Origin of the sequence: Allomuricauda sp. F6463D, from assembly GCF_023015965.1 — a bacterium.
In the GTDB taxonomy this organism is placed as follows: domain Bacteria; phylum Bacteroidota; class Bacteroidia; order Flavobacteriales; family Flavobacteriaceae; genus Flagellimonas.
The window spans coordinates 28536-54995 of record NZ_JALKAN010000005.1 but is presented as its reverse complement, the minus strand read 5'-3'; the positions used below and the strand labels follow the sequence as shown (position 1 = coordinate 54995).

The following is a 26460-nucleotide window of genomic DNA, read 5'->3' as shown; positions in this document are numbered from 1 at the left end:
ACTTATTTAGTACGATTCTAATTCCAAAATACTTCACGATTTAGTAAATTTACCAAATTACGAAAATCTAAAAAACTCAATTGTAGAATGGCATTTGATATAGACATGATTAAAGGCGTCTACGCTTCCATGGGAGAACGTGTAGAAAAAGCTCGGAAACTAGTAGGTAAGCCTCTAACACTTTCTGAAAAGATTTTATATTCCCACCTTTGGGACGGTAGTCCGGAAACAGCCTATACTAGAGGCAAGGATTACGTTGATTTCGCTCCTGACAGAATTGCTTGTCAAGATGCAACAGCACAAATGGCTTTGCTTCAATTTATGCAAGCTGGTAAGGATAAAGTAGCGGTGCCAACCACAGTGCACTGTGATCACCTGATTCAAGCCAAAGACGGTGCCGAGGTAGATTTAAAGCATGCCAATGAAACCAGTAGTGAGGTATTTAACTTCTTGGGTTCTGTATCAAATAAATACGGAATTGGGTTTTGGAAACCAGGAGCTGGTATTATTCACCAAGTAGTATTGGAGAATTACGCATTTCCTGGTGGAATGATGATAGGAACCGATTCCCATACGGTGAATGCCGGTGGTTTGGGAATGGTAGCCATTGGAGTTGGTGGTGCAGATGCAGTGGATGTAATGGCCGGAATGGCTTGGGAGCTTAAATTCCCTAAGCTCATAGGTGTAAAATTAACGGGTACATTATCCGGTTGGACCGCACCCAAAGATGTAATTTTAAAAGTGGCCGAAATTCTTACCGTAAAAGGGGGAACAGGAGCTATTGTTGAATATTTTGGCCCAGGCGCTACTTCCATGTCCTGTACGGGTAAAGGAACCATCTGTAATATGGGAGCCGAAATTGGGGCTACCACATCAACATTTGGTTACGATGAATCCATGGAGCGTTATCTAAGGGCCACGGACAGGGAAGACGTTGCCGATGAAGCAAATAAAGTAAAACAACACTTAACTGCAGACCCAGAGGTCTATGCCAGCCCAGAACAATATTTTGATCAGGTAATCGAAATTAATTTATCTGAATTGAAACCTCTTCTGAACGGTCCTTTCACGCCTGATTTGGCGACGGAAGTAGGGACAATGAAGGATAAAGCGGAGAAAAATGGATGGCCATTGGCTGTGGAATGGGGATTGATAGGATCTTGTACCAACTCTTCTTATGAAGACTTATCACGAGCCTCTTCGATAGCCCAACAAGCTTTGGATAAAAAGCTAAAAACAAAAGCAGAATTTGGTATCAATCCAGGTTCGGAGCAAGTTAGGTATACGACGGAACGAGACGGTATTCTGGAAATTTTTGAAAAATTGGATGCCAAGATATTTACCAACGCATGCGGGCCATGTATTGGTCAATGGGCACGTTACAAAGACCCAAAGAATGCTCCGAAAAACAGTATTGTACATTCCTTCAACCGTAACTTTGCAAAACGTGCAGATGGTAATCCAAACACGCACGCATTTGTTGCTTCACCAGAAATGACTGCTGCAATAGCAATTGCTGGTCGTTTGGATTTTAACCCACTTACCGATAAACTTATAAATGAAGATGGAGAGGAAGTAATGTTGGATGAGCCAACAGGATGGGAATTGCCTCCAAAAGGATTTGAAGTTAAAGATAATGGCTACGAAGACCCACTTGAAGATGGAAGTGGAGTAGAGGTTAAAGTTTCTCCAGAATCTGAGCGTTTGCAATTGTTAGAGCCGTTTGTGCCCATTACAGCAGAAGACCTGCAAGGGATGAAACTTTTGATCAAGGCATTTGGGAAATGTACTACGGATCATATTTCCATGGCAGGACCATGGTTACGATTTAGAGGGCATTTGGACAATATTGCCAATAACACATTGATTGGTGCGGTAAATGCATACAATCAAAAGACAAACTTTGTTAAAAACCAGTTGACAGGTGAGTATGGCGGAGTTCCGGATACACAACGTGAATACAAGAAAAATGGTATTATGACGGTTGTTGTGGGAGATCACAATTACGGAGAGGGGTCATCAAGAGAACATGCCGCAATGCAACCAAGGCACCTTGGTGTTGCAGCTGTTCTTGTAAAATCCTTTGCTAGGATTCACGAAACAAACCTGAAAAAGCAAGGAATGTTGGCGTTAACCTTTGCCAATGAGAATGATTACGACCTAATTCAAGAGGATGACACGTTCAACATCGTGGATGCCTCCGAGTTTGCACCGGATAAACCTTTGACAATCGAAGTGGTACATGCCGATGGTAACAAGGATACCATCATTGCAAACCACTCATACAACGATGCGCAAATCAAATGGTTTAATGAGGGTTCTGCCCTGAACTTGATCAAAAAGCAGAATGCTTAATCGTATCTAACTATAAAATGTAAAAACTCCTGACGTTGTAAAAGATATCAGGAGTTTTTTTTTCTGATAAATAAAGTTCAATGAAGATTAATAAAAAGACCATTCTCAATGTAGTATTGATTCTTTTTGTCATTTCATTTTTTGTTACTCCTATAGGTCAATATGGAAAAATATGGTTGAATCGGATTATTGCAGTTTCCCCAGATGTGATAAAAACATCGGAACAAGAAAAGATTACCGATTACGATTGGAAATTAAAGGATGAACAATGGGATTTTTTCAATTTTAAAAAATCTAAGGGAAACATAATCTTTATCAATCTATGGGCTTCGTGGCGATTGCCATCAGAAGCGGAGCTTGCAAGTATTCAGGAATTATACGACAAATACAAAGGTGAAGTGGATTTTTATATCATTACAAATGAAGAACGTGAACCTGTTGAGGTGTTTATGGAAGAACATGAATTTACATTTCCTATAACGTATTTGATTATAGGTGAAAAAATGCCCATTGACACCAGTAAAGTACCCGCCTCCTACTTGATTGATAGGTCGGGGAATATTGTGATATATGAAGAAGGAATATCCGATTGGAGTACAAGAAATGTATATGAACTAATGGATCAATTGATTGCGGAATGAGAATTACCAAGGAACAAATCAGCAATGGAATATGGATTTTGGCCATATTGATTATTCTATTCACCCCAGTAGGTTTCCATGTTCGTGTTTGGGTGAATAAAGTGGTGGCAACTGTTATAAGTCCGGGAACTGTGGACGAGGACGACCGAGCCAATTTAAAGAACTATGATTGGAGCCTTGTTGGGTTGAACGGTGAACGGACCAATCTAGAATCCAACAAAGGAGAGGTAATACTGATTAATGTTTGGGCAACTTGGTGCCCACCGTGCGTTGCGGAATTACCGGGCTTTGTGGAACTGTACGATGATTATAAGGATAAGGTTACATTTGCCTTCGTTGCTAATGATGAAAGACAAAAAGTTGAGGCGTTCCTAACTAAAAAAGGATATACACTGCCCGTCTATTTTCAGGTCTCTAATGCACCACCGGAATTGGACAGCAATAGCATTCCTGTTACATATATACTGGACAAGCAAGGTAACATTGTAGTGGACAAGACAGGGGCGGCCAACTGGAATTCAGATAACACAAGGGCCTTGTTGGACGATCTTATTTCTGAATAATTATTTTTTCTTAAAATACTTAAAGGGTACAACCAGCATTCCGAAACATTCCCCTTCTTCTTTACCTAAATGTTTATGATGTATTTTATGGGCACGGCGTACGCCACGTGCATACCAATTGTTGGCATTTCTAAATATTTTGAAACGTTGGTGGATAAATATATCATGGACCATAAAGTAGGCAATTCCGTAGGCGAGTATGCCAAAACCCAACGGCCATCCGTACCAAAATGAGGTGTAACTGCCTAGATAAAAAAGGGTCATGCTGATTACAGCGTAGAAAATAAAAAAGGCATCGTTCCGCTCGAACCAAGAGTTGTGGTCCTTTTTGTGGTGATCTTTATGGAGGCTCCAAAGGAAACCGTGCATCACATATTTATGGGTAAACCACGCCATAAATTCCATAAAACAAAAAGTGGCCAAAAATATGAATATCCAAAGCACTACCTTCATTGTACAAGTTGTAATTTATAATTAACGTATGATTGTGCCAGAAGCCCTAATTTTTGATAGTTGGGTACACGAATCCGTGTATTTTTAATTTCCAAAGGGGGCGTACTCTGTAATTTTTGAAGCAATTTTTTATAATATCGGTAAGCTGTGTAAACACCGAACTTTGCCTGTTCAGGTAATTGGATTATGCCGGAATATCCTAGTGCAAAATCTGCTTTTATTTCATCAACGATACATTTTTTGGATACTTCATCGAGCTGCATCAAATCTGTGTTTGGAAAATATGACCGGTTCAGACCTTCATAATCAGCTTTCAAATCTCGTAGAAAATTTACTTTCTGAAAAGCGGAACCCAAGGCCATGGCCGACTCTTTCAATGCATCATATTTCTCCTTGTCTCCTTTTACAAAAACACACAGACACATCAAACCAACAACATCTGCCGAACCATAAATGTACTCACGATACTCCTCAAAGGTCTCGTAACTTTTTTTGGTTAGGTCCATTCGCATACTCTTCATAAAGGACTCCACCAAATGATGAGGGATTTCATATTTGTGATAGGTGTATTGAAAAGCATTTAAAATAGGATTGAGACTAATTTTATCGGCTAGAGCCTGTTCCATATCCTTTTCAAAGGCATCGAACAGTTTTCTTTTGTCGTAATCGTGAAAGCTGTCCACGATTTCATCGGCAAAACGCACAAAACCATAGATGTTGTAAATATCTGGACGGATTGAAGGAGCCAACATTTTGGTTGCCAATGAAAATGATGTGCTGTAGGACTGGGTTACAATCTTACTGCAATCATAAGAAACCTCGTCAAAAATAGTTTTCATCTTTTTACTTCTTTAATGATTAAATCCGCCACCAGTTTGCCTGAGATCAAGGATGGTGGCACCCCTGGTCCGGGAACGGTCAACTGACCGGTAAAGAATAAGTTTTTTACCTTGCTACTTTTGAGGTTGGGTCTTAAAAAAGCAGTTTGACGCAAGGTGTTTGCCAAACCATAAGCATTGCCTTTATAGGAATTGTACTGGTCAACAAAGTCGTTTACACAGAAACTTTCCCTAAAAAGTACATATTTTTTTACAGATTGATGGGTTAAATGCTCAAATCTATCCATCACAATATCAAAATATTGGTCCCGGAGTTGGGGTGTATCTTCCAACCCAGGGGCGATGGGCACCAGGAAAAATCCTGTTTCTTTTCCGCTTGGTGCCATTGAAGCATCTGTTACAGATGGAAAATTGGCATAGAACAATGGGTTACTGGGCCATTGTGGATTATCATAAATTTCTTCCGCATGCTTTTCAAAATCCGTGTCAAAGAATAAATTATGATGTTCTACACATTGTAACTTTTTATCAAAACCAATATAAAAAAGCAGGGAAGAAGGAGCATAGGTTTTATTTTCCCAATACGATTCCGAATATTGCCTGTACTTTTTATCCAAAAGGGTTTCGGAATGATGGTAATCCGCGCCACTTACCACATAGTCGGCAATGTGGTTTTTATCCATGCTGCGTATACCCAAAATGTTCCCATCAGAGACTAAAATGTGGCTTGCGGGACTATTGGTATGAATGATTACACCCAATTCTTCGGCCAAGCTCTTCATCGCCTTGATTATTTCGTACATGCCACCCTTAGGGTGCCATGTGCCCAAACCAAAATCTGCAAAATTCATAAAATTGTAAAAGGATGGGGTCTTGCTTGGCTTGGCTCCCAAGAAAAGTACGGGAAACTCCAAAGTGGACACCAATTTTTGGTTTTTGAACCGTTTACGCACTTGTTGGCTTATGGTCTTGAAAAATTGGTCAACCTTTAAAACGGTTTCCTTAGTAACCAATTCCAATGGGGACAAGCCTGGACGAAGGACCACTTTATTAATGGCGATATCATAGTTTTCTTGCGCCTGGCCTATAAACTCCTTTAAATGTTTGCTGCTCCCGGCCTCAATACGTTCAAACTCTGCACAAATATTTTCCATACAATCCCCAATGGTGATAACATCGTCTTCGAAGAAAATTTTATATGCAGGGTTTAATTTGTCCAACTGGTAATAATCGGAAACCTGTTTATTAAAGTCCCTAAAAAACTTTTCAAATATATCCGGCATCCAATACCAGCTTGGACCTATGTCAAATGTAAAACCATCCTTTAAAAATTGCCTTGCCCTACCACCGACAGTGTCATTTTTTTCGAATATTTCCACCTCATATCCCGCTTTTGCCAAATAGCAAGAGGCGGAGAGGGAGGAGAAACCGGAACCAATGACAATTACTTTTTTCATGTTAACATTAAAGTGTTTCTATCAGTTGATCAATGGTCTTAAATATTTTAATCGGGCCACCGGGTTTATCTTCCGATATTTCTTGAATCTGATGTCCAAGAACCCAAAGTTTACAACTTGTGGACCTTTTTAATAAAACTTCGAATTTTTCAAAATAATCATCTAAATCAGCTTTGGTGGGCGAAACGGTAAAGTAGGAAACAAACCTAATATTACTGTAATATTTGAGCAGGTCCCCTAGACTTTCAATAGGCATGGTCTGACCTAAATAAATAGTTTTGTGTCCATGCAGCGCCAATTGATAGTTGATGTACAACAGTCCCAACTCGTGAATCTCGTTCTCAGGTAAAAAGAGCACGTAAATTTCATCTTTTTTAGTGGGAGCATTAAATTGAATTTGCTCCGTATGGATATATATTTTTTGCTTGATTAAATTAGATATAAAATGTTCGTGCGCAGGACTAATAGTATTAGTTTGCCATAACATTCCAAGTTCGTTCAGCAACGGGATGAAAATGTCGTTAAAAATTTGGGTGAACGACTTTTCAACCATCAATTCATTATAGGTATTTAGAAACAAGGATTGGTCAAAATTGAGCATTGCCAATTTAAATGAATTGATAGCACCGCTTTTTTCACTTTTTGATGTAACAATTTCGTTTACCAATGATGGTATTTTCTCATCTCCCAGCTTGGCAATTTTGGAAATTTTATATCCGTTTTTATACAGTAGGGTAACGTTCAATAGTTTTTGAAGGCTTTCGAGATTGTACGTGCGGATGTTGGTATCTGTTCTTTCTGGACTGAACAAATTGTATCTTTTTTCCCAAATTCGAATGGTATGGGCCTTAATTCCAGACAGATTTTCCATATCCCGAATACTGAAGGAAGTTTTTACATTGTTCATCTTTTTAATTTAAACGTTAAACAAATTTACAATTAAAAAGATGCTATCCTAGTTTTTTATCATAAATTTTAGAACGTTGTTCAAGGGTTTCAGTCCTTTAAGAAAGGTATTGAGTATTTTGTGGATAGCGTTTATAAACAAAAAAACCGCAATAATTGCGGTTTTTTTCTGTGCCCACGACTGGAGTCGAACCAGCACGTCCTTTCGAACACTACCCCCTCAAGGTAGCGTGTCTACCAATTCCACCACGTGGGCCTTTGGAATTTTAAGTGTGCAAATATAATTTTTTTGACCAAAATGAAAGGACTTTAATGGCTTTTTATCATTGTTGTTTCTACAGGGCTTCACGGAAAAGACTTTGCTCAAAATTTACATAAACATAATAGCTCTTCATTGGTGTGTTGAGAATTTTTGTTGCTATTTGCAATGTATCTGATTATCGGAAGTTCATAACACTATTTTAAATAGCTATCCAACAAACAATGAGAGTGGTTCTTAAATTTTTTATAGGGTTGTGTATGGGGTCAAGTACGTTCCTTTATTGTCAGAAAAGTTATGACGTCCATTCCCACAACGATTATGCACAAGAACTACCCTTTTGGTTTGCATACAGTAACGGGGCCTCATCCATAGAAGCGGATGTGTTCTTAAAAAATGATTCCTTGTACGTTACCCATGCAGAAGAGGAAATCGTTGAGGGGCACACCTTGAGCAAATTATACTTGGACAAGCTTAAAGGTCTAGAGATGTCAGGCAAACTAAAGGAACTTCAATTGCTTATAGACCTTAAGTCCGAAGCTTATGCCACATTGGAAAAACTGGAAGAAGAATTAAAAGAATATCCAAGCCTCATCAATGGAGGGAAAGTCAAATTTGTGGTTTCGGGCAATCGACCAAAACCTGATGAGTATAAAAACTATCCTGAATTCATTTGGTTCGACCATCAAAATTTAGAGGAATTGGAGCATATCAATTTGGAAAAGGTTGCTTTGGTGAGTGTGAGTTATAAAAATTTCTCGAAGTGGAATGGTTACGGAAGAATGATCGCTCCTGATCTTGAAAAAGTAAAATATGCGATAGAAAAGGCAAGATCAGTACATAAACCTTTTAGGTTCTGGGCCACTCCTGATACTAAAACTGCCTGGTCCCGTTTGGCCAAATTAGGTGTAGATTACATTAACACCGATAAGCCAGTGGAGGCAAAAATATATTTGTATGATTTGAAGAAGAACACATTTGTTCTAGATACACCTGTTGAAGTGTACCACCCAAAATACGACTATGATGAAAGCGCCAAACCGAAGAACATTGTTTTAATGATTGGTGACGGCAATGGGTTGGCACAAATTACTTCGGCCATGATTGCCAATAGGGGTAAGCTTACCGTAACCGGATTAAAAAATATCGGATTGGTAAAAACAGCCTCTTATGATGATTTGATCACAGATTCAGCAGCTGGGGCAACAGCAATGGCCACAGGGCATAAGGCAGATAACAGAGCCATAGGTGTAGGGCCAGATGGAAAACCTTTGAAGAATTTAATCGAAGTGGTTAGTGAAAAAGGATTTAATACGGCCATTGTTTCTACAGATGCAATTTATGGTGCCACTCCATCTTCGTTTTATGCCCATAGAGTAGAACGAGATGATACATCGGGATTGATCAATGACCTGAAAAAAAGCAAGCTTGATTTTTTCATCGCAGGAGGAGAAAATGATAAGAGTGCAATAGAAGGGGTGTTTAAAACCCAGACACTAGAATCTTTTGAAGATTTTACCTCCCCGACGGCAGTCTATTTAGGTGAAGGAAAAGCACCTGCCGTTGCCAACGGTAGGGGGAATGCACTTCCAGAAAGTGTGGCAAGGGCCCTAAATGTTTTAGATTCAAAAACCAATCCATTTTTTCTTATGGTGGAAGGTGCACAAATCGATAACGGGGGACACTCCAACAGTACGAGTACAATTGTACAAGAAATGTTGGATTTTGACCAAACCATAGCAGAAGTTTTGAAATTCGCTGATGCCCATAAAAACACCTTGGTCATAATTACTGCTGATCACGAAACCTCAGGTTTTGGAATTGTTGGTGGAAATTTGGAAGAAGGTACTGTGCAAGGCGACTTTTTATCCGTTGACCACACTGGGATCATGGTGCCACTATTTGCATATGGGCCGCAGGCAGAAAACTTCAATGGCGTTTATGAAAATACAGATATATTTAACACGATTTTGAAGCTCTTAAAAAACAATTAATTTGGACTTTCCAAAAATGGGCTACTTGGTGTTTATTTCCTTTAAGAAGGTATGTTTCAAAGTTAATTCAAACAGTCAATATGCTCCTATTTCATAGTCCAGTCAAATGTAGTAAGTCCAGTTAAAGAACACATATCAAATAGATCCTTCGGGACGAGTGATCGGTTTAATGGAATTTTCAATAAAAAGACAGATTCATTGACTTTTAAAAGCTGCATCAAATCCCGTAGTTTTGTAACGGATTTACCTGAATTTCAAACTATGGATAAAGATTACGGTCGTTTACTGTACAATTACCTTTTAAAAACTGGAATGGGTGAGGAATTGGCCTCCTATCTCAATTTGTTTCTTCTACTGATAGGTGTGCTTATCATTGTATTTATATTGGACCTTCTCCTTTGGAAAGTACTTCGGGCATTGTCCGTAAGATTGGCTCGAAAGTCCAAAAATAATTTTGATAATTTTTTGGTGGCCAATCAAGTGCCTCGTTATGTGGCCCATGTGGTTCCGTTGACCATCTTGCTCGAGTTTGTCCCAGTGGCCTTTGCAGATTTTGATTATGCGGAGGGTATTGCAATGAAGATCATCAAAATTTTGTTCGTTCTATTGATTCTGATGATTTTTCGTAAGTTATTTAGTAGTATCAATGGATACCTTAAGACACGTACTAGGTTCAAAGACAAGCCTATAGATAGTTATTTCCAAGTATTTATGATTTTTGCTTGGGCGGTGGGTATATTAACCATTTTCGCCGTCATTACAGATACTACCGTTTGGAAATTTTTTACGGCACTAGGTGCTGCTTCCGCCGTTATCCTTCTCATATTTAAGGATTCAATTCTTGGTTTTGTAGCCAGTATCCAAGTCACAATAAATGATATGGTCCGTATCGGGGATTGGATTACTTTCGAAAAATATGGTGCGGATGGCGATGTTATTGAGATAAGCTTGGCTACTGTGAAAGTTCAGAATTTTGATATGACCATTACAACCATACCCACCTATGCTTTAATTTCCGATTCGTTTATAAACTGGCGGGGTATGCAGGTATCGGGGGGCAGAAGGATTAAAAGGTCTTTGATCATAAGGCAAAAAAGTATTCGGTTTTTAACGGTCGAAGATCTGGAAACATTGAAAAAAATTCAACTGGTGGAATCATATATCACTAATAGGGACGAGCAAATAAACTCTTACAACGAATCAAACAATATCAATAAGGAGCTATTGGTGAATGGAAGAAACATGACCAATTTCGGATTGTTCCGAAAATATGTAAAAAACTATTTGGAAAGTCATTCAGCAATCAACAAAAATATGACCTTAATGGTGAGGCAATTACAACCGACACCACAAGGTATACCTTTGGAAATTTATGCGTTCAGTTCGGATAAGCGTTGGGAAAATTACGAATATGTTATGGCCGATATTTTTGATCATCTGCTTGCAGCTATGCCCTATTTTTCTTTAGAGGTATTTGAGTTGCCTGCTTCCCTAACTGACTAATGCAAAAAATAGTAATCTATTTTTATGACTTAATACTATCTTCACATACATATTGTCGATAGTATCACTTTATTTTATGATTGATCATGTTATTTGACTATCAACAGTGCTTACTCTTGGTTTTATTATAATTTAATTTGACTTAGCTGGTAAATGAACTAGGATTGATAAGTCTTTCTTTTCCGTCTTTTAATAAATTTTCACCTCTTTTACCTAAGATTTCTTCGAGGTCATCTTTGTCCGCCACCTCTTGTTTTAAGAGTAATTGTGCCAATTTTTCCAATTCACCTCTATGTTGCACCAATAATTTTTTGGTTCGTTCATAGGACGATATGATTAAGTCACGTACTTCATGGTCGATTTGTTTGGCCATTTCTTCGCTATATGGTTTACCTACTAATCTATCGTTGTTTCCTGAAGAATCGTAATAGCTGATAGGCCCAATTTCTTCATCCAAACCATAATAGGAGACCATGGTATAGGCTTGTTTGGTTACTTTTTCTAGATCATCCAAGGCGCCCGATGATATTTCATCGAATACAACCTCCTCAGCTGCTCGGCCACCAAGCGATGCGCAAATCTGGTCTATGAATTGTGATTTGGTAACTATTTGTCGCTCTTTAGGTAAATACCATGCTGCTCCCAAGGACTTGCCCCGTGGAATTATGGAAACCTTTACCAAAGAATCCACATGTTTTAAATACCAACTTACTACGGCATGTCCAGCTTCATGGTACGCCACAATTTCTTTTTCTTTTGGTGAAATGATCTTGCTTTTACGCTCCATGCCAACAATGATCCTGTCCCTGGCGGCCATAAAATCCTCTTGTTCCACCTCATCTTTTTTCTTCCTAGCGGCAATTAGTGCGGCTTCATTACAAATATTGGCGATATCTGCACCCGAAAAACCAGGGCTCAGCTTTGCTAAAATTTCAATATTTATATTTTTTGAAAGTTTTAATGGACGAAGATGAACCTGAAAAATTTCGATACGTTCTGATTGGTTTGGAAGTTCCAAGTAAATATGACGGTCGAACCTTCCTGGGCGTAATAATGCTTTGTCCAACACGTCTGGCCGGTTGGTGGCAGCAAGAACGATTACCCCGGTATTATCTCCAAACCCATCCAGTTCCGTGAGCAATTGGTTCAAAGTGCTTTCGCGTTCATCATTGGCCTGAAATGCATTGACCTTACCACGGGAACGCCCAACAGCATCAATCTCATCAATAAAAATGATGCTTGGTGCTTTAGCTTTTGCCTTTTTAAAAAGGTCCCGAACACGTGATGCACCAACACCAACGAACATTTCCACAAATTCGGAACCGGACATGGAATAAAAAGGTACTTGCGCTTCACCAGCAACAGCTTTTGCCATCAGGGTTTTCCCAGTACCCGGGGGTCCCACTAAAAGTACCCCTTTGGGTATTTTCGCACCCAATCTGGTATAATCTTTTGGATTTTTAAGAAAGTCCACAACCTCCACAACCTCCGATTTGGCTTCTTTTAAACCCGCAATGTCCTTAAAGGTTATTTTACTTTTGGTTCCCTTGTCGGTGAGCTTGGCCGTTGATTTTCCAAAATTGAACATTGGGTTTCCACCTTTGCCACCACCCATGCTCCTGAGTAGGAACATCCAAATAAAAACGAAGAAAAGTAAAGGTAGCAACCATGACAAAATAGTGGTCCAACTCGTTTTGTTTTCATACCTAACATCTATTTTTTCTGAAATTCCCGCTTGCTCTTGTGCTTGCTGTAGTTTGTTTTCAAAACTTTCTACAGAACCAATGGTTATATAATATCTAGGATTTTTATTTGATGATATAATTCCGTTAGGTTCATTATTTATATCTATATCGGTCAAAGCTTCCTCATTAATATAAATCTGGGCAACCTCTTTGTTGATTACAACAATCTTGTCAACGGCATTTTTTGCCAAAAGGGTATTCTCTAGTTTTGACCAACTAATTTCTTGTGGACCTCCTAGATTGTTGGTGAAAAATGGAAGCAGGAACAATAGGATTACAACCCAATACACCCACCCAATATTTTTTCCTCCAAACGGTGGTTTTGGAGTGGATGATTTTTTCTCATCGGTATTACTGCTATTATCTTTTTGACTGGTAGACATTGCATTTTCATTTTTGGAGATGAATAGTTTTCACAGGTAAATATGATAACAATTCACTATTTCAAAACTAGGGTGCAATACAGTTAATTGAAATGATTTAGGTCATAGTAAACACTGCTGTTTTTATGTCTACAGCGATGAAAAGGGGAGCGTGATTTTTTTCTCAAATACAGGTATAACTAAAACTTTATGTCCGGTTGTGGCTGGAAAGTGTTCAAAAAATATTTTGAGGTACATTTCGTTATTAAGAACCTTTCCACATCAGTACCGTTTAAGCAGTTTCTTCCATTTTTGACTCTATAGATGTTCTTATGGATTTAGTTAAATTGTTATATTAGGACCGGAAGATGTGCCTATCCTTGTTACGCCTAGCTCAAGGTATTTTAGGGCGGTCTCTTTGTCTTTGATTCCCCCGGAGGCTTTTATTTTTGAATTCTCCCCCACAATTCGTTTCATGAGCTTTACATCTTCAAAAGTAGCTCCTCCAGTTCCAAACCCAGTTGAGGTCTTTACAAAATCTGCTTGGCCTTCAATTGCCAAAATACATGCTTTTGCTTTTTCTTCTTCGGTGAGGTAACAGGTTTCAATGATTACCTTGAGTATTTTATCCCCAATGGCCTTTTTTATAGCTGTAATCTCCTCGCGAACGGTATCGTACAATTCTGATTTTAACCATCCTATATTGATTACCATATCAATTTCATCAGCACCATTTTCAATACAGTCCATCGCTTCAAATACTTTAGCTTTAGTGGACATAGCTCCCAGTGGAAAGCCAATTACGGCAGCCACTTTTACAGAGGTGTTTTTTAATGCCTCCTTAGCGATCGGCACTTGGCAACCGTTTACACAAACTGCATAAAAACCGTAGCTTTTAGCTTCTTCGCATAATTTTTTTATATCCGCAATAGTGGCGGTAGGTTTTAGGTTGGTATGGTCAATAAAATTTTCCAATGCCATATTAATGGTTAAAAAGTTGCTTAAGTTTAAAGATAGTTAACATCTCCGATCTATTTTTTCCCGCGAACGAATTGGCAATTGAATCGGCAGTCTCAATAATCAATTTTTTGAGTTGATTCGAAAATTTCTCAGGATGTTCTTTATAAAAATCCTTGAACTCATTGAAGTATTCGTCACCATTTTTTTCCTCTCCATCCAACCAATCAAATACAATTTCGATCTGATAGGCGGAATCCGTATGAAATTCATCTTCAAAGTCGTCAACATCCAACCAAAATTGCCGCACATATTTTCGCAATCGTTTCACTTCTTTTGGTCTAACATTATTATCTGCCATGGCCACAGCATAGAATAATTTTCCAAGGTTTTGGTAGAATTCATTTCCTGTTTTCTCAGAATTTAGCATAACATCATAGTTTTAGTCAATAATTAAAAATAAAGCTATTGTTACGTAGTTTTTATGATATTGATCAAGTTAATTCAAGTTGCCTCGAGATGCAATCATTGCTCTTACTTGCTTTTTTTTGTTCACGCTAATACGGAAATTGCGATAATGGTTGTGCTCAATGTGATAATCATGAAGTTGTTTACACACTAATATCTTGGGTACATGACCAACCTGCCGGAATGTTGTCAAATAGATAATACCTTTTTGCAATCCACCATCCTTTAAACAAATTTTGATTGATTGAATACGGATCATATTTTTAAAGCAATAGCTACAATCAGTTGGATGCTTAATTGTATAGAAGCAAAGGAAGGATTAAATGATGGTTGTTGGTTTATTGATGGATGATCATACCGTCTTCCATTTCTATGATTCTGTCTGTTCTTTTGGCAAAATCTTCATCATGGGTAACCACCAAAAGAGATAACCCCTGTTCTTTCTTTAAATTTTTAAAGATATTGAACACGTTCTCTGAGTTATGACTATCTAGATTTCCTGTGGGCTCATCGCCCATTAAAATAGCAGGGTCGTTGATCAACGCCCGCGCGATGGCCACCCGTTGTTTTTCACCACCCGAAATACGTGAGGCTTTCTGATGGGCTAAATGACCAATGTGTAACATTTCCAATTTTTGGTGGGCATTACGCTCTATTTCGACCAGCGATTTTTCGGCGAGTTTTTTGGCGGGAAGCATTACATTTTCCAATACACTGAATTCGGACAGGAGATAATGAAATTGAAATACAAACCCAATGTTTTTATTTCTTATCCGTGATAGTTCTTTTTGTGGTTTGCCCGATATCAATTGATCATTAAGGTATAGGTCTCCGGTATAATCCGTATCCATTGTGGAGAGAATATATAATAAGGTGGACTTGCCCGAACCTGATTTGCCCATAATGGAAACAAACTCCCCTGACCTTACCCCAAAGGAAATATCTTTTAGGACATGGAAATCCTTGGGTTTGTGGAAATGCTTGTTAATTTTTTTGGCTTCTAATACAAAGTTCATAATTATGCTAGGTTCCTCTAATGATTTTAACAGGATCAATTTTTTTTGCTTTGTTGGATGGCAGATATCCGGCAATGAATGTTGATAATAAAGCAAAGGAAATCCCAATTAAATAAGAGTTTATATTGTAGTTTACCGGATAAGTATTGATTGTGGGGAGCGCATCCGTTTCAAAAGGTGTGTTGTCTATAAGATGCGAAAGCCCAAAACCGATTACCAATCCCAAAATACCACCTGCCAATCCTATGATCATGGCTTGTGCCATAAAAATATATTGCACATCCTTTCCGGAAAACCCAGTGGCCTTTAAAATGGCGATGTCTTTCATTTTTTCATAAATGAGCATGTTCAATATGTTGTAAATCCCAAAACCGGCAACGATGAGCAGGGTAATGGAAACCGCATAGGTGATTAAATTTCTGACACTTGTTCCGGTCTCGAACTGGGCATTGGCTTCATTAATATCGACGGCCTTTATGTTAAATTGTTTCTCAAGGCTACGTGCCATGGGTTCGGATTTCAAAATATCCAGCAACTTAATATTGATGTCGGTAACGTAATTTGCTGATTCCCCAAGTATCCGCTGAACGGTGTTTAGATTGGCAAAGCTCTGTACATTGTCGATTTCTGCGATACCACTTTGATAGACCCCTACTATTTTTAAAGGGAAAATATCGCCCGACACGGTACTTACCTGGACCCTATCACCAATATCCAGGGACATTTTTTTTGCCAATCCGGACCCTAATAAAATCCCATTATTACTGCTTTTTAACGCTCTTGCCGATCCTTGGACAATATTATCTTCCATATTGGAGAGTCGTGCTTCCTCCAAGATATCTACCCCTACAAGGTTGCCTCCCAGTTCTATGGAGCCAGAAAGATAAAAAATCTGAGCCCTCAACTGAGGAGTGGCGCCCTTTACATTGGGATGTTTTTTTAGGTAATTTAGAATGGGAAGGGCGTTATGGATTTTTTCCTGATTTTGCTTTGGTTTGATGGAATGCACAAAATTCAGGGCATTTTCAAAATCCTGATAACGGGAAATGGGCTGGGTTTCCGATGGTCGGATTTCGTTGTACAAATGGATGTGGGGCGTTTGGTTCAACACCAAATCATCCAGCATTGTATTTAGCCCTGTCATAAAACTTACCATGGTAATGTAAGCACCAATCCCAAAAGTAACCCCGAGTGTTGCCGTAGCAGTGGACTTCATCTTGGTAACAAGATGTGTTTTGGCTATACCCAATATAACGTTCCAATTGGTCATTGTTCAGGTTTATATATTGCCGTACCTTCATCCAAACCATCTAAAATTTCAACCCTGTCCAAATTTTGAAGTCCAACGGAAACTTCTATTTCACCATCTTCGGTAATTACTTTTGACGCATCAAAAAGATAATCTTTTGGAATAGTAAGTGTTTCTTCTTTCTGTGAAATTACGATATTGCCTTCACCGGAAAGCCCGGGATATAGTGTGTTCGGAGGTTTTTTGAACAGTGCTTCAACCTTAAAGGTTTGTGATCTTTCATCTTTTCTTGGGTAAATCTTGTTCAAAGTGGCCTCAAATACATTGCTACCGTAGGAATCAAGCGTCAGGAACACTTGTTGTCCCTTTTTTAACTTTACAATATCCACTTCGTCCACCAACAACTCAATTACAAATGCACGGGTTTTACCCACTGCCGCTACAGGTTGTTGGGTAGTTACAATTTCTCCCGGATTTTTGTAAAGGGCGTAGACCGTTCCATTTATTTTACTTGTAATTGTAAAATCACCGGAAGTGGTCATTGAGGTTTTATAGTTGTTCTCTGCTTGCTTTAACTGTGTTTCCAACTCATTTTTTGTTTGCCTATATTTTCTTTTGAGCAGATTCAAGTTGTTTTGTGACAGCTCAAAGGCTAATTTTCTATTATCGTATTCTGCTTCTGAGCCTATATGTTGATCCCAAAGATTTTTTTGTCGGAAATAGTTAATGGAATCATTGGTCAATCGTAGTTCCGAGGCTTGTATTTCATCCTGAATGCTGGCGAGAACGGCAGCCCTGCCATTGTAATTTTCTTTAGCCAGTTGTAGTGCCAATTTTGCATTTTCCACGTTCAGTTCTGGCGAAGTGTTTGTAATTTGAAGGATCGGGTCACCTTTTTTTACCGTATCGCCTTCTTCTAGCCATGTTTTGTCCAATATGCCCATTACTATGGAATATGCTTGGTACAGACTGTCCGGTTGTACCGTGGCCGAAGCATATACAGACTCCGTTAAGGGCATTTTGGTAGGGTAGGTTTTCTCTTTATTATCGCTGCATGAAAAAAGAGTGAAAAGAAAGACATTAAGAAATAACAATTTGTTCATGGGTGCCAAGATCTTACAGTCATCAAATTACCGATTAAAAACTGATTTGAAATATGAGTTAGATCAGTATGTAATGGACCTCAATAAAATGTATCAATTTTAAATGATCCATTGGGAGTGTATAGGTATGAAAAATTGCGCCCCCTTTCCTTAGTTCCTTTTTGGTGGTCAAATAGCGTGAGGTCCAGTTTTTGTCGGCAGGTAGGATCGGTAAATAGAGGACGGTATTTGAAAGAAGATCTGGTTTGATTGAACGGGATTACCCAATTCTTAAAATTTTGGGTAATCCCTTTCTTTATTTAATGCTGTTTGTCAATTTTCCACCTTACTCAAAGATCCGTTTTGATAATTTCCCAATGGTTGTCTTTTTTCACCGCAATAAGATGGTTGTTCAAAATTTTGGACCTTATCTCTGGAATTTCATACCTCCTTTTTGTCATTTGAATGTTATACCTACGGTTTAAGAATTCAATAATGTTACCATCTGTATCCATCAAAACCTCATGGAATTTGAACTCATAAATATCGAGGTTGAATTCATTTTTGCCCCGGAGTACTTTTTCATAAATAATACCAGTGGTCAAACCATTTTGGAACGGGGCAACATTTAAAAATTGATGTTTGATCACCAATTTTCCAGTGGTATCAATAAAACCGAATACAGGTATGTCATCCACCATGGTTTGAACGACGCATCTACCATCGGAAAATTGAGGGTACGCCGTGTTCCTAATGTCATTGAAGGACGCTTTGGCATTTTTGTTCCAATAAAAATCATCCCTAAAATCAATGGCGATGTTTCCGGTTTCATCTACAAAAGCCCATTTGTTTTCTTTCTGTATTGCTGCAAATCCTTCATGGAACGGGCTTACATAATCCAAATTGTCAGGAAGTTGGGCACTTATGCCCATGCATATGAAAGCAGCGATCAATGTTGTAATTTTTTTCATGACTATTTCTTTATAGTGGAGTACTAAGGTCGTGGGTGTTCGGTACAAATCAAATGATCTAAGTCATATAAAAAGGAGAATGAAGAAAGGACATAGGACTAAAAAGTAAGCAGTTACGATGCTTTTGTAAGGGCCTGATAGCATAGGTTATCATTTAGATAAGGCTTATCTCAACGGATAGAACCATTTTAATTGATATGCTATATAAAATGGAAGTTTGAAGCGTTTTAAGGATTCAACGATTTTGGGAATTCAATGGTGTCGGATTCCAAGTCATATTCAATAGGTTTTAAGGTCTTTTTTAGATAGTTGATGATATCAAGCTTGGATAGTACAACCTTATAATCAGGGTTTATATTGGTTTCAAAGGCATAACATAGATTACTTTCCGACACTTCGTCCTCTCTATGTCCCAATCCTAAATGATGTGCCAAACGTTTTACAAATTCTGTCTTAATATCTAAGTTCAATAGAGCTTCCTTGCTAAATTTTTGTTGATTACCATTGTGGATGAAAATCTCTGAAAGCGTAACTTTCATATTAGCTTTTGTTTTGAAAATATTCAATCTTCAATTGAAACATTTCTGCCATTTTGGTTGCCCGTAACTTAGCTTCTTTTGCTTTATCACCTGAAAAATGCTCATCAACGGTCTCAAAAAACAATTTTTTCCATCGATCAAAGTGTTTTTTTTGGATGGGTAGTTTTACATGAGGGGCGAAAGGACTACCGCTGTATGTATGTTCCTCTAATAGAATGGTTTGCCAAAACCGATACATTTTTTCCAAATGGATTGGCCAATTATCTTTGATGACCCCGTTGAAAATATCCGCCAGTAAATCATCGTTACGAACTTTGCCGTAAAACATGTCTACCATTTGCTGAATATCTTCGAGATTTTCTATTTCCTTTTTTTTCTTCATTTCTGTTTTGTCCTTGGATCAGCGTACTCTTCTATAAAATTATACTAGGTGAATCACAATGACCAAGGTACTGAAGACAATACTTAAAATCAAAAGATTGAATATGGTTATTGATTTAAGTTGGGCCAATACAGATGCATTAAAAGCCATACAGAGGATGGTGACAAAAAAGAGGAGTATCATTTTAATAGCTATATCTATTTCTCCCATTAATATAACCATGGCGGCTGCCGAACCTAGGCAACTTTGTCCAATAATTGCAATGGTCGAATACCCAATTTGTCTTTTTTTGAACTCGTTGAACGTCTGTTTGTACACTTTTTTAAGTCTACTGGTTTTGTATTTAGATCCAGAATGGGTCATCGGTATTGTCGTTGAATTTTTCATTATTGTGCTGTTTTTCTATTATGTCCATCTGTACCTCATTGGCCACTTGTTGAACGTGATTGAATAGCTTTCGTTCCTCGAACCGTATGTGTTGTTCTAGTTCTTCTTCGATTTGGCCCAATACTTTCATGTCACCCTTCGGATCGGTGAACAACCGGGTTAATCTTCGGTGATCGGTAAGTGCTTTTTTTATCCAGGGATGATTCGGGCCTAGTATTGGGAAAATGTATGTTTCTTCCAGTTTAAAATGCGGAATAAAATATGTCTTGTAAAACCAGTCAACATATGTTTTTATACGTTCCGGTTGAATGTTTTTTGATAGCCCTGTCCTTATTTTCCAACAGAGGAGTAGGCCCTGATGATGTTCACGGCTTACTCCTTGAAGGGCATTATGACGTTTAATAGGAGTATGTCCCATAAAAATTAGTTGTTAAACAATCTATTCTCCAGTATTTCCGCTTTCGGGAACAATATGTTGTTCTCTAAATGGATATGTCTGTGCAGGTCTTCCTCAAATTCTTGTAATAGTGAGAATGTTACCTTATAGGTATTGCATGCATCTGCTGGCGGAGTGTAGTCACTGCTCAGCTCAGCAATTTTTCTAAACCGCTCCCCTTCATTGTCATGTTCCTGCATCATCATCTGGATTGGGTTTTTTACAGCTCCAAAATGGGGCGGTTCCAAATTTTTATTTTCTGGGGTGCTTACCATTTTACGGATCCATGGAAATAGGACCAGTTCCTCCTTTTTCATATGCATGGCCAATTCACCGGCAGAGGTGTTGAAATGTTCGAAAATTTTAAGCAGTTCGGGATGGCGTTCCCCATGTACCTTACAAAGTTTGACCAAGTATTGGTTTAAAATAGGGATTTGTTGCTCAACATAGCGATGATGTTTTTTTTCGATATAGTCTATCAGTAGATCTAGGGGCCAGGTTTTAAAATCAGGGAGGTCTCCTTGATTACTTTCTTTCACCGCATCAAGTTCTTGCAACAAGGGTTGAAGATCCAAACCTTTTTTTGCTACAACCTCGGAGATGGTTCTGTTACCTTTACAACAAAAATCTATTTTGTGCTCCTTAAAGACTTGGGCGGTACGGTAATCTTCGGCTACCATTTGCCCTATTGTTTTTTCTAGGGTGTTGTTCATAATAATTAATTTTTATTTTTTATAAATCGGATAAAATTGTCCTTTATTAATTTAAATTTTTTTACCGTTTCAAATAGGTTAAGCCCACTTCCAAGCCCATGGCAAGTTCATATAAACTGGTATTCTGCAACATTTTTTTAAGGTTGGTTCTGATATCAACAAATTTGTCGTGCAGGGGACAAGGTTGCAACGCATTACATTCTTTGAGCCCTAGACCACACCCCTTGTAAATTTGGTCTCCGTCTATGGCTTTAACTATCATATTCAATTTTACGGAATCCATATCTTCTCTTTCAATCTCGAATCCGCCAGTAGGACCTTTTACTGAATGTACAATCTTATTTCGGTTAAGCTGCTGCAGTATTTTTGCAGTGAAAGCTACGGGAGAATCTATTTCCTCTGCAATTTCAGTAACACTTACGCGTCTACCTTCTAAAGATTGCAGCGCAATATAAACCGCTGCCCTAATACCGTATTCACAAGCTTTTGAAAACATCATTGGGAACTTAAATTATGACAAAGATAAGGTAAAATTTAAATCGGACAAAATTGTCTTTTATTATTTTTATTTCAAAGAAAAAAATAGGAGAGACCAAAAATAACCATTTATGAACTTAGACTATATCCAATGTTGTAAAAAGGCTCAAGATTTAGATAGGTTTTGTTTAATCATACCTAATAAACCAAATAGAATCAAAAGGGAACAAATGGTTAAAATCGATGAGTAATGGTTAAAAATATCCCATTGCAGAAAAGCCGCTAAACCTTTATAAAAAATGAGGACCTCTGTAAATAGAAATCCAAAAAGATACCATGCTAGCGTTGTTTTTGATATACGAAATAACTGAGAATAATCCATTAATAGGAACAACCCTAAACTAATGACTCCCAAAAAAGTCAGATGTAGATAACCAATGGTCAGGTCAAGATAGGTGGTCGCCATGCGAGCAAAATAGGGGAGGGCGGTAAGTAGTTGTAACATAATTTTAATCGCTCCCAGAATGATGACCAATCTAAAGACAAACTGCTGGATTTTAGTAGTAAACAATGCTGTGTCCTTGTTTTTGACCATCATCCATAGGAGTATAAAAGCATAAAGCTGTAATATGGCTCCAAAACCTCCCAGTATATATAGCCACCGTGTTGGTTCTGTCCATAACGTGGATAGGAAAAAGGTAAGCACAATTCCAGTATTCAGTGACCAAAAAAAAGGAGCAAAGCTTCTTTGGGAAAGTTCCCATCCACGTTGTTCCATGCCGTAAATAAACAATCCAACCAAGGCAAGTATCATCCAACCGTTGTATTGAAAGTGCAGGTAAAAATAAATCGACAATCGATACCAAATGGATTGGGCACCCAAGGTACTCATGATGGCTCCCAAGGCCCAAGGCCCTATACTGGAAATTACCATATAGATCAGCGCTGTTTTGGCGCAAAGCACACTTTTAAGGTGTTTGTACTTTGGGTCAATGTTTTTCCAGAAATGATGGGCATAGATATAGGAAACGATTAGGAAAAGAGTGGAAAAAATTATGGAAAACAGCGCATATCCCTGAAATGGAAAGGTAAGCAACATACCTATCAAGGTAATCTGGGTTGCCCAAAATATCTTTTTATAGCTTTTACTGGCTGGTTTTTTTATAAAGCAATAATGGAGTAGCGTGGTCAGGGCCACGTACACCCAGCCCAATAATGCAATGTGTGAATGGGCGTGCACTATATATTTATAGTTGAATTCGAAAGAGAAAATAGAGTAGGAGCGCAGCAGTACTCCCAACAAAGCGGCTATACCAAAATAGATTACGGCAATCCGTACATGTTTATGATAAAGGTTATCTTTCATGTGGTATTGTTTGCTGTCATCATCCCGTGGCTCACATTAAAAATCCTTTCTTTTTGCTTTGTACCCCAAACTTAGTATGGGCAACAACGTCCAAAGCAATAATATGGCCATGGATACCAAGAAGCCCAGATCAGTGCCAAAAAACTTTCTAAAAATAGCACCAGTATATCCCAAAAGCGCGGAAATATCCAATTTGAGGAGTATCAATATACGTGAAAGATCAATTGGATTGAGCATAGTGGCCACCAGAGAAAATGTGTCCAGTGGGTATTCCTCAAAAATAATAAGGGACATCAGAAAAAGGCCATCGTAAACAACAGCCAAGAAAAGCCATAACAATACAGCATAGCCAAAACCCTTGATTTTATTTTCATTGGATATGGCAATAACAAAGGATAGGCCTACAAATATAAAGGTGAGGAATGCTCCCGTGACCAGTAAAAGGGAGAAATTAAAAATTGCATTGCTCCGCAAGAGGCCGTACAACAAAAACGGAATGCCGAGGCCAAGCACCAAACTAAGGGTAAGGGAGCCTGCAACACCGAAGTACTGTCCTAGAAAAATGGAACTCCTTTTGATGGGCTGCGCCAATAAAAGCTCTGTAAACTCACGGGAATTGTAAAAGTACATTACCCCAAAAATGGTTCCGATCAAAGGAATAAGGATGATGATCACGTTCATTAAGGTGATCACAGCCTTGGAGACATCATTGTTCAAAAACAACAAAACAAACCCAAGGGCAAGATAAAACAGAAAATAAACGTAGCTCCAACGGCTTCGAATAAGGTCGTAAAAACTGTATTTCAATATTTTAAGCATGGCTGTCCGAAGTCGTTATGGCCGCAATGGCATGTTCAAAATTGGTTTGTCTGGTCTGTTCCAGTAATTTCTTGATGCTCCCTTTAAAATAAATTTCCCCTTCCAGTAGGTAGAGTATTTCATCGGCCATCTCTTCCACAAATTGCATGATGTGGGTGGTAATCAAAATGGTTTTGCCAAGGGCTTTTTCTTTTTGTATTAATTCTTTTAAACGAATCAAAGCTCTGGGGTCCAAGCCTGTTGTTGGTTCATCGAGGATAATTAAAGGACTATCAAACATAAAGGTCAGGACAATGTTCACTTTTTGTTTGGTACCCCCTGACAAGGTAGACAGTTTTTTACTTAAAAAGGGTTCCAAACCAAATAGCTGGATTAGTTCTTTCTCGGCACTTGCGCTGTTCCTCAGGTCTTTGATCATATGGATCAATTCCTTGACCTTTATGTTCGGGGGAAAGTTGGCAATCTGGGGTAGATAGTCAATTTTTTTTCGATATTTCCACTCTTTTTTAATGGGTTTGTCCAGCACCGATATATTCCCTTTATCGGGAATCACCATACCTAGGATACTCTTGATCAAGGTGGTCTTCCCCGAACCGTTGGGGCCAAGTATTGCATAAATGCGACCTTCATCAATGGTTAGGTCCACACCTTTCAGTACTTCATTCTTTCCGAATTTTTTATGGAGATTGTCTATTTCAATGATCATGATCTTATTTTCATTAAAGGTTGGGCATCTTTTAAATTATCGGGTGTAAACACAGGTGAGACCCGTTCGGAGAAATCAATGATATCCATGAACAGGCTCCGTAACAGGATGATGGTTTCCGGGGTGCGGTTCACAACATAGGAAAACAACTTTACAGGACGATAGGGAACATCGCCGATACCATCCTTGTCCAAATCATAACCCGTATAGCTGCTCCAAAAATTCCCTTCAAACACATTATCATTCAATTTACTGTTATATGAAATGTCGAAGGAATTGTACAAGAAATTATTGCCCTTGAAACTATTGGTATAGCATGCGCCAATAACGCGGATGGCCCAACCGTTGCCTATAAAATCATTATTCGCATATTCGATTCGGTTAGACCCTTCGATGTTGATGCCAATGGTATTTTCTTCAAAAGTGTTCCCTATGATTTCGGCATCATTGATTTCTTTTAGCAACATCCCATAAGCAGCGGTACCCCAGTTTTTTCGAAACGTATTGTTTTTCATCGTAATGAACTTGGAGAACATGACCGCCACTCCTGCACCATTGTTCTCAAAGAGATTGTTGGTGTAGATATCATTATCGGAGAACATGAAATGTAGTCCGTACCTAAGATTGTCCCTGCTCACATTATCGGTAATGGTAATTTTATCGGAAAACTCCAAATAAATACCGTCTCTAGTTCCCTGTACATGATTTTTTGTTACTTCGATATCCGAAGAATACCATAATTGGATACCATTGCCTGAATTATATTCATCCACGGCGTCTCCGATGATCCTATTGTGGTAGACTTTGCCATGGGATGATTTTTCCAAATAAATACCGAAGAACAATTGCTCCAATACCATATTCTGAATGAGGAAATTTTTGCTTTGCACCACCCGAATGGCTGCATTGTCCTTGGTGTAACTAACCCCTACATTGATGACGAACAGCCCATCCAGTGTAACATCATCCGATGTAATCCTAAAGATTTCTCCCTTTTTTTCGCCATCAACAATGGGATAACCAATCCCTTTGATGACCAAGGGTTTGTCCACCAAAATCTCAAACTCTTTGTACGTACCTTTTTCAATCAATAGGGTGTCGTGGGGAGCAGCACGTAAAATTGTTTCCTTGATGGAACTGTTTTCGCAGTTACTACAAACGGTCCAGGTATTTGCCAAACCCATTTGAAAGCCCATCAAAAAAGCAAATCCTAAAATACGTTTTATATGTTGTATATCTAGTTTCATACTATAACCTTCGTGCACTAAATTCCACCAACATAAACAAGAACAAAACAATGGTGGCCCCGCTGATATGCCATACCAAGAGCCTAGTTTCTATTTTGTTTATGTATAATCCTCTACTGACTTTCCTGTTATTTTGGATACTGCAATACGGTATACCACGGGCATTTCCACTTCTTGCAATTTTCCGGAAAAGTGACTTAAAAAATGGGGGCGTTCATCATTTTTATGGTCTATGGTTCGCTGTACGCCTTCCGCAAAACGTTTTAAACATAATTTGGCGCAATCTCCAGTAAGCTCTTGAAAAGTACCATGTACTTGTACCGATTGCCAATTACGAAACGATTTGATACTATCCACTTGAAAAGAAACTGTATTGCATTTTCTGAGAGCGTTTATCCTATGTCCGTTGGATGCAAAACATAAAATACTCTTTTCATCCTTGTCAAAAAAATAGGTCGATGGTACTACATGTGGTTCATTGTTGGCAATGTAGGCCAAGTGTCCCACATAATTGTCTGTTAAAAGTCCGGTGCATTTTATTAATTCCAAATCTGCGATTGTACTCATG

The 26460-nt window shown here is 38.5% G+C and carries 27 protein-coding genes and 1 tRNA gene; 5 read left to right on the top strand and 23 right to left on the bottom strand.

The genetic code is table 11. The features are described 5' to 3' along the window. Positions 1-87: 87 nt before the first annotated feature. The 3 genes from MWU56_RS16055 to MWU56_RS16045 all read left to right on the top strand — a co-directional run bounded on the left by MWU56_RS16055 (position 88) and on the right by MWU56_RS16045 (position 3559). Positions 88-2355, top strand: coding sequence for an aconitate hydratase (locus tag MWU56_RS16055; RefSeq protein ID WP_247046191.1), 2268 nt, complete (start codon positions 88-90; stop codon positions 2353-2355). Between the two features lie 80 nt (positions 2356-2435). Beyond that, positions 2436-2996 carry a TlpA family protein disulfide reductase gene (locus tag MWU56_RS16050; RefSeq protein ID WP_247046189.1) on the top strand — a complete coding sequence of 187 codons (561 nt, stop codon included), beginning with the start codon at positions 2436-2438 and terminating at the stop codon, positions 2994-2996. Further along, positions 2993-3559, top strand: a complete 567-nt coding sequence (locus tag MWU56_RS16045) for a TlpA family protein disulfide reductase (RefSeq protein WP_247046187.1) — start codon at positions 2993-2995, stop codon at positions 3557-3559. Before MWU56_RS16050 ends, MWU56_RS16045 begins: the two co-directional genes overlap by 4 nt. On the opposite strand, the gene MWU56_RS16040 is transcribed toward MWU56_RS16045, so the two are convergent. From MWU56_RS16040 to MWU56_RS16020, 5 genes are all read right to left on the bottom strand, one after another. After that, a complete protein-coding gene (locus MWU56_RS16040; RefSeq protein ID WP_247046185.1) occupies positions 3560-4012 on the bottom strand; it encodes a sterol desaturase family protein in 453 nt (150 codons plus the stop codon). Next, on the bottom strand, positions 4009-4851 hold the full coding sequence (locus MWU56_RS16035) for a phytoene/squalene synthase family protein (protein ID WP_247046176.1): 843 nt from the start codon (positions 4849-4851) through the stop codon (positions 4009-4011). Before MWU56_RS16035 ends, MWU56_RS16040 begins: the two co-directional genes overlap by 4 nt. Further along, a complete protein-coding gene (locus tag MWU56_RS16030; RefSeq protein ID WP_247046174.1) occupies positions 4848-6308 on the bottom strand; it encodes a phytoene desaturase family protein in 1461 nt (486 codons plus the stop codon). Before MWU56_RS16030 ends, MWU56_RS16035 begins: the two co-directional genes overlap by 4 nt. A gap of 7 nt (positions 6309-6315) precedes the next feature. Further along, a complete protein-coding gene (locus MWU56_RS16025) occupies positions 6316-7215 on the bottom strand; it encodes a MerR family transcriptional regulator (RefSeq protein WP_247046157.1) in 900 nt (299 codons plus the stop codon). 171 nt (positions 7216-7386) lie between these two features. Then, a tRNA-Leu gene (locus MWU56_RS16020) sits at positions 7387-7470 on the bottom strand. A 227-nt stretch (positions 7471-7697) separates the two neighbouring features. Between MWU56_RS16020 and MWU56_RS16015 the strand changes: the two genes are divergently transcribed. Both MWU56_RS16015 and MWU56_RS16010 read left to right on the top strand, forming a co-directional pair. Further along, the gene (locus tag MWU56_RS16015; RefSeq protein WP_247046155.1) at positions 7698-9467 is read left to right on the top strand and encodes an alkaline phosphatase; all 1770 of its coding nucleotides are present in this window, start codon (positions 7698-7700) and stop codon (positions 9465-9467) included. Between the two features lie 261 nt (positions 9468-9728). Further along, the gene (locus MWU56_RS16010; RefSeq protein WP_247046147.1) at positions 9729-10970 is read left to right on the top strand and encodes a mechanosensitive ion channel family protein; all 1242 of its coding nucleotides are present in this window, start codon (positions 9729-9731) and stop codon (positions 10968-10970) included. A 142-nt stretch (positions 10971-11112) separates the two neighbouring features. Here MWU56_RS16010 and ftsH read toward each other — a convergent pair whose 3' ends face one another. From ftsH to MWU56_RS15920, 18 genes are all read right to left on the bottom strand, one after another. After that, positions 11113-13098 (bottom strand): ATP-dependent zinc metalloprotease FtsH, encoded by a 1986-nt coding sequence (ftsH, locus tag MWU56_RS16005; RefSeq protein ID WP_247046145.1) that lies wholly within the window; start codon positions 13096-13098, stop codon positions 11113-11115. 321 nt (positions 13099-13419) lie between these two features. Next, a complete protein-coding gene (gene deoC, locus MWU56_RS16000; protein ID WP_247046128.1) occupies positions 13420-14058 on the bottom strand; it encodes a deoxyribose-phosphate aldolase in 639 nt (212 codons plus the stop codon). Position 14059: 1 nt separating this feature from the next. Next, positions 14060-14464, bottom strand: a complete 405-nt coding sequence (locus tag MWU56_RS15995) for a hypothetical protein (protein WP_247046126.1) — start codon at positions 14462-14464, stop codon at positions 14060-14062. A gap of 376 nt (positions 14465-14840) precedes the next feature. Further along, a complete protein-coding gene (locus MWU56_RS15990; RefSeq protein WP_247046124.1) occupies positions 14841-15518 on the bottom strand; it encodes an ABC transporter ATP-binding protein in 678 nt (225 codons plus the stop codon). A gap of 7 nt (positions 15519-15525) precedes the next feature. Beyond that, positions 15526-16788, bottom strand: coding sequence for an ABC transporter permease (locus tag MWU56_RS15985; RefSeq protein WP_247046122.1), 1263 nt, complete (start codon positions 16786-16788; stop codon positions 15526-15528). Next, positions 16785-17870 (bottom strand): efflux RND transporter periplasmic adaptor subunit, encoded by a 1086-nt coding sequence (locus MWU56_RS15980; RefSeq protein ID WP_247046113.1) that lies wholly within the window; start codon positions 17868-17870, stop codon positions 16785-16787. The genes MWU56_RS15985 and MWU56_RS15980 overlap by 4 nt, the downstream gene beginning before the upstream one ends. A gap of 329 nt (positions 17871-18199) precedes the next feature. Then, positions 18200-18820 (bottom strand): WG repeat-containing protein, encoded by a 621-nt coding sequence (locus MWU56_RS15975; RefSeq protein WP_247046108.1) that lies wholly within the window; start codon positions 18818-18820, stop codon positions 18200-18202. Positions 18821-19047: 227 nt separating this feature from the next. Continuing rightward, positions 19048-19359: a hypothetical protein gene (locus tag MWU56_RS15970; protein ID WP_247046106.1), complete on the bottom strand. Its 312-nt coding sequence runs from the start codon at positions 19357-19359 to the stop codon at positions 19048-19050. A gap of 1 nt (position 19360) precedes the next feature. Beyond that, a complete protein-coding gene (locus MWU56_RS15965) occupies positions 19361-19741 on the bottom strand; it encodes a group III truncated hemoglobin (protein WP_247046104.1) in 381 nt (126 codons plus the stop codon). 39 nt (positions 19742-19780) lie between these two features. After that, positions 19781-20128: a hypothetical protein gene (locus tag MWU56_RS15960; RefSeq protein WP_247046102.1), complete on the bottom strand. Its 348-nt coding sequence runs from the start codon at positions 20126-20128 to the stop codon at positions 19781-19783. Continuing rightward, a complete protein-coding gene (locus MWU56_RS15955) occupies positions 20085-20546 on the bottom strand; it encodes a hemerythrin domain-containing protein (protein WP_247046100.1) in 462 nt (153 codons plus the stop codon). Before MWU56_RS15955 ends, MWU56_RS15960 begins: the two co-directional genes overlap by 44 nt. Before the next feature lie 5 nt (positions 20547-20551). After that, positions 20552-21277 carry an iron-sulfur cluster repair di-iron protein gene (gene ric, locus MWU56_RS15950; protein WP_247046098.1) on the bottom strand — a complete coding sequence of 242 codons (726 nt, stop codon included), beginning with the start codon at positions 21275-21277 and terminating at the stop codon, positions 20552-20554. Between the two features lie 61 nt (positions 21278-21338). Then, positions 21339-21773: an RrF2 family transcriptional regulator gene (locus MWU56_RS15945; protein ID WP_247046469.1), complete on the bottom strand. Its 435-nt coding sequence runs from the start codon at positions 21771-21773 to the stop codon at positions 21339-21341. A gap of 147 nt (positions 21774-21920) precedes the next feature. Then, on the bottom strand, positions 21921-23120 hold the full coding sequence (locus tag MWU56_RS15940) for a hypothetical protein (RefSeq protein ID WP_247046096.1): 1200 nt from the start codon (positions 23118-23120) through the stop codon (positions 21921-21923). Between the two features lie 36 nt (positions 23121-23156). Next, positions 23157-23939: an ABC transporter permease gene (locus MWU56_RS15935; RefSeq protein WP_247046094.1), complete on the bottom strand. Its 783-nt coding sequence runs from the start codon at positions 23937-23939 to the stop codon at positions 23157-23159. After that, complete coding sequence (locus tag MWU56_RS15930; RefSeq protein ID WP_247046467.1) at positions 23932-24642, bottom strand: ABC transporter ATP-binding protein; 711 nt, start codon at positions 24640-24642, stop codon at positions 23932-23934. Before MWU56_RS15930 ends, MWU56_RS15935 begins: the two co-directional genes overlap by 8 nt. After that, a complete protein-coding gene (locus tag MWU56_RS15925) occupies positions 24642-25841 on the bottom strand; it encodes a nitrous oxide reductase family maturation protein NosD (protein WP_247046459.1) in 1200 nt (399 codons plus the stop codon). The genes MWU56_RS15930 and MWU56_RS15925 overlap by 1 nt, the downstream gene beginning before the upstream one ends. Positions 25842-25991: 150 nt before the next feature. Beyond that, complete coding sequence (locus tag MWU56_RS15920; protein ID WP_247046091.1) at positions 25992-26459, bottom strand: pyridoxamine 5'-phosphate oxidase family protein; 468 nt, start codon at positions 26457-26459, stop codon at positions 25992-25994. Between the last annotated feature and the right edge of the window lies 1 nt (position 26460).

Excerpts from the sequence above, each read along its gene's own strand:
- MWU56_RS16055 (WP_247046191.1), top strand. The coding sequence starts at position 88 with ATGGCATTTGATATAGACATGATTAAAGGCGTCTACGCTTCCATGGGA.
- MWU56_RS16050 (WP_247046189.1), top strand. The coding sequence starts at position 2,436 with ATGAAGATTAATAAAAAGACCATTCTCAATGTAGTATTGATTCTTTTT.
- MWU56_RS16045 (WP_247046187.1), top strand. The coding sequence starts at position 2,993 with ATGAGAATTACCAAGGAACAAATCAGCAATGGAATATGGATTTTGGCC.
- MWU56_RS16040 (WP_247046185.1), bottom strand. The coding sequence starts at position 4,012 with ATGAAGGTAGTGCTTTGGATATTCATATTTTTGGCCACTTTTTGTTTT.
- MWU56_RS16035 (WP_247046176.1), bottom strand. The coding sequence starts at position 4,851 with ATGAAAACTATTTTTGACGAGGTTTCTTATGATTGCAGTAAGATTGTA.
- MWU56_RS16030 (WP_247046174.1), bottom strand. The coding sequence starts at position 6,308 with ATGAAAAAAGTAATTGTCATTGGTTCCGGTTTCTCCTCCCTCTCCGCC.
- MWU56_RS16025 (WP_247046157.1), bottom strand. The coding sequence starts at position 7,215 with ATGAACAATGTAAAAACTTCCTTCAGTATTCGGGATATGGAAAATCTG.
- MWU56_RS16015 (WP_247046155.1), top strand. The coding sequence starts at position 7,698 with ATGAGAGTGGTTCTTAAATTTTTTATAGGGTTGTGTATGGGGTCAAGT.
- MWU56_RS16010 (WP_247046147.1), top strand. The coding sequence starts at position 9,729 with ATGGATAAAGATTACGGTCGTTTACTGTACAATTACCTTTTAAAAACT.
- ftsH (WP_247046145.1), bottom strand. The coding sequence starts at position 13,098 with ATGTCTACCAGTCAAAAAGATAATAGCAGTAATACCGATGAGAAAAAA.
- deoC (WP_247046128.1), bottom strand. The coding sequence starts at position 14,058 with ATGGCATTGGAAAATTTTATTGACCATACCAACCTAAAACCTACCGCC.
- MWU56_RS15995 (WP_247046126.1), bottom strand. The coding sequence starts at position 14,464 with ATGCTAAATTCTGAGAAAACAGGAAATGAATTCTACCAAAACCTTGGA.
- MWU56_RS15990 (WP_247046124.1), bottom strand. The coding sequence starts at position 15,518 with ATGAACTTTGTATTAGAAGCCAAAAAAATTAACAAGCATTTCCACAAA.
- MWU56_RS15985 (WP_247046122.1), bottom strand. The coding sequence starts at position 16,788 with ATGACCAATTGGAACGTTATATTGGGTATAGCCAAAACACATCTTGTT.
- MWU56_RS15980 (WP_247046113.1), bottom strand. The coding sequence starts at position 17,870 with ATGAACAAATTGTTATTTCTTAATGTCTTTCTTTTCACTCTTTTTTCA.
- MWU56_RS15975 (WP_247046108.1), bottom strand. The coding sequence starts at position 18,820 with ATGAAAAAAATTACAACATTGATCGCTGCTTTCATATGCATGGGCATA.
- MWU56_RS15970 (WP_247046106.1), bottom strand. The coding sequence starts at position 19,359 with ATGAAAGTTACGCTTTCAGAGATTTTCATCCACAATGGTAATCAACAA.
- MWU56_RS15965 (WP_247046104.1), bottom strand. The coding sequence starts at position 19,741 with ATGAAGAAAAAAAAGGAAATAGAAAATCTCGAAGATATTCAGCAAATG.
- MWU56_RS15960 (WP_247046102.1), bottom strand. The coding sequence starts at position 20,128 with ATGAAAAATTCAACGACAATACCGATGACCCATTCTGGATCTAAATAC.
- MWU56_RS15955 (WP_247046100.1), bottom strand. The coding sequence starts at position 20,546 with ATGGGACATACTCCTATTAAACGTCATAATGCCCTTCAAGGAGTAAGC.
- ric (WP_247046098.1), bottom strand. The coding sequence starts at position 21,277 with ATGAACAACACCCTAGAAAAAACAATAGGGCAAATGGTAGCCGAAGAT.
- MWU56_RS15945 (WP_247046469.1), bottom strand. The coding sequence starts at position 21,773 with ATGTTTTCAAAAGCTTGTGAATACGGTATTAGGGCAGCGGTTTATATT.
- MWU56_RS15940 (WP_247046096.1), bottom strand. The coding sequence starts at position 23,120 with ATGAAAGATAACCTTTATCATAAACATGTACGGATTGCCGTAATCTAT.
- MWU56_RS15935 (WP_247046094.1), bottom strand. The coding sequence starts at position 23,939 with ATGCTTAAAATATTGAAATACAGTTTTTACGACCTTATTCGAAGCCGT.
- MWU56_RS15925 (WP_247046459.1), bottom strand. The coding sequence starts at position 25,841 with ATGGGCTTTCAAATGGGTTTGGCAAATACCTGGACCGTTTGTAGTAAC.
- MWU56_RS15920 (WP_247046091.1), bottom strand. The coding sequence starts at position 26,459 with ATGAGTACAATCGCAGATTTGGAATTAATAAAATGCACCGGACTTTTA.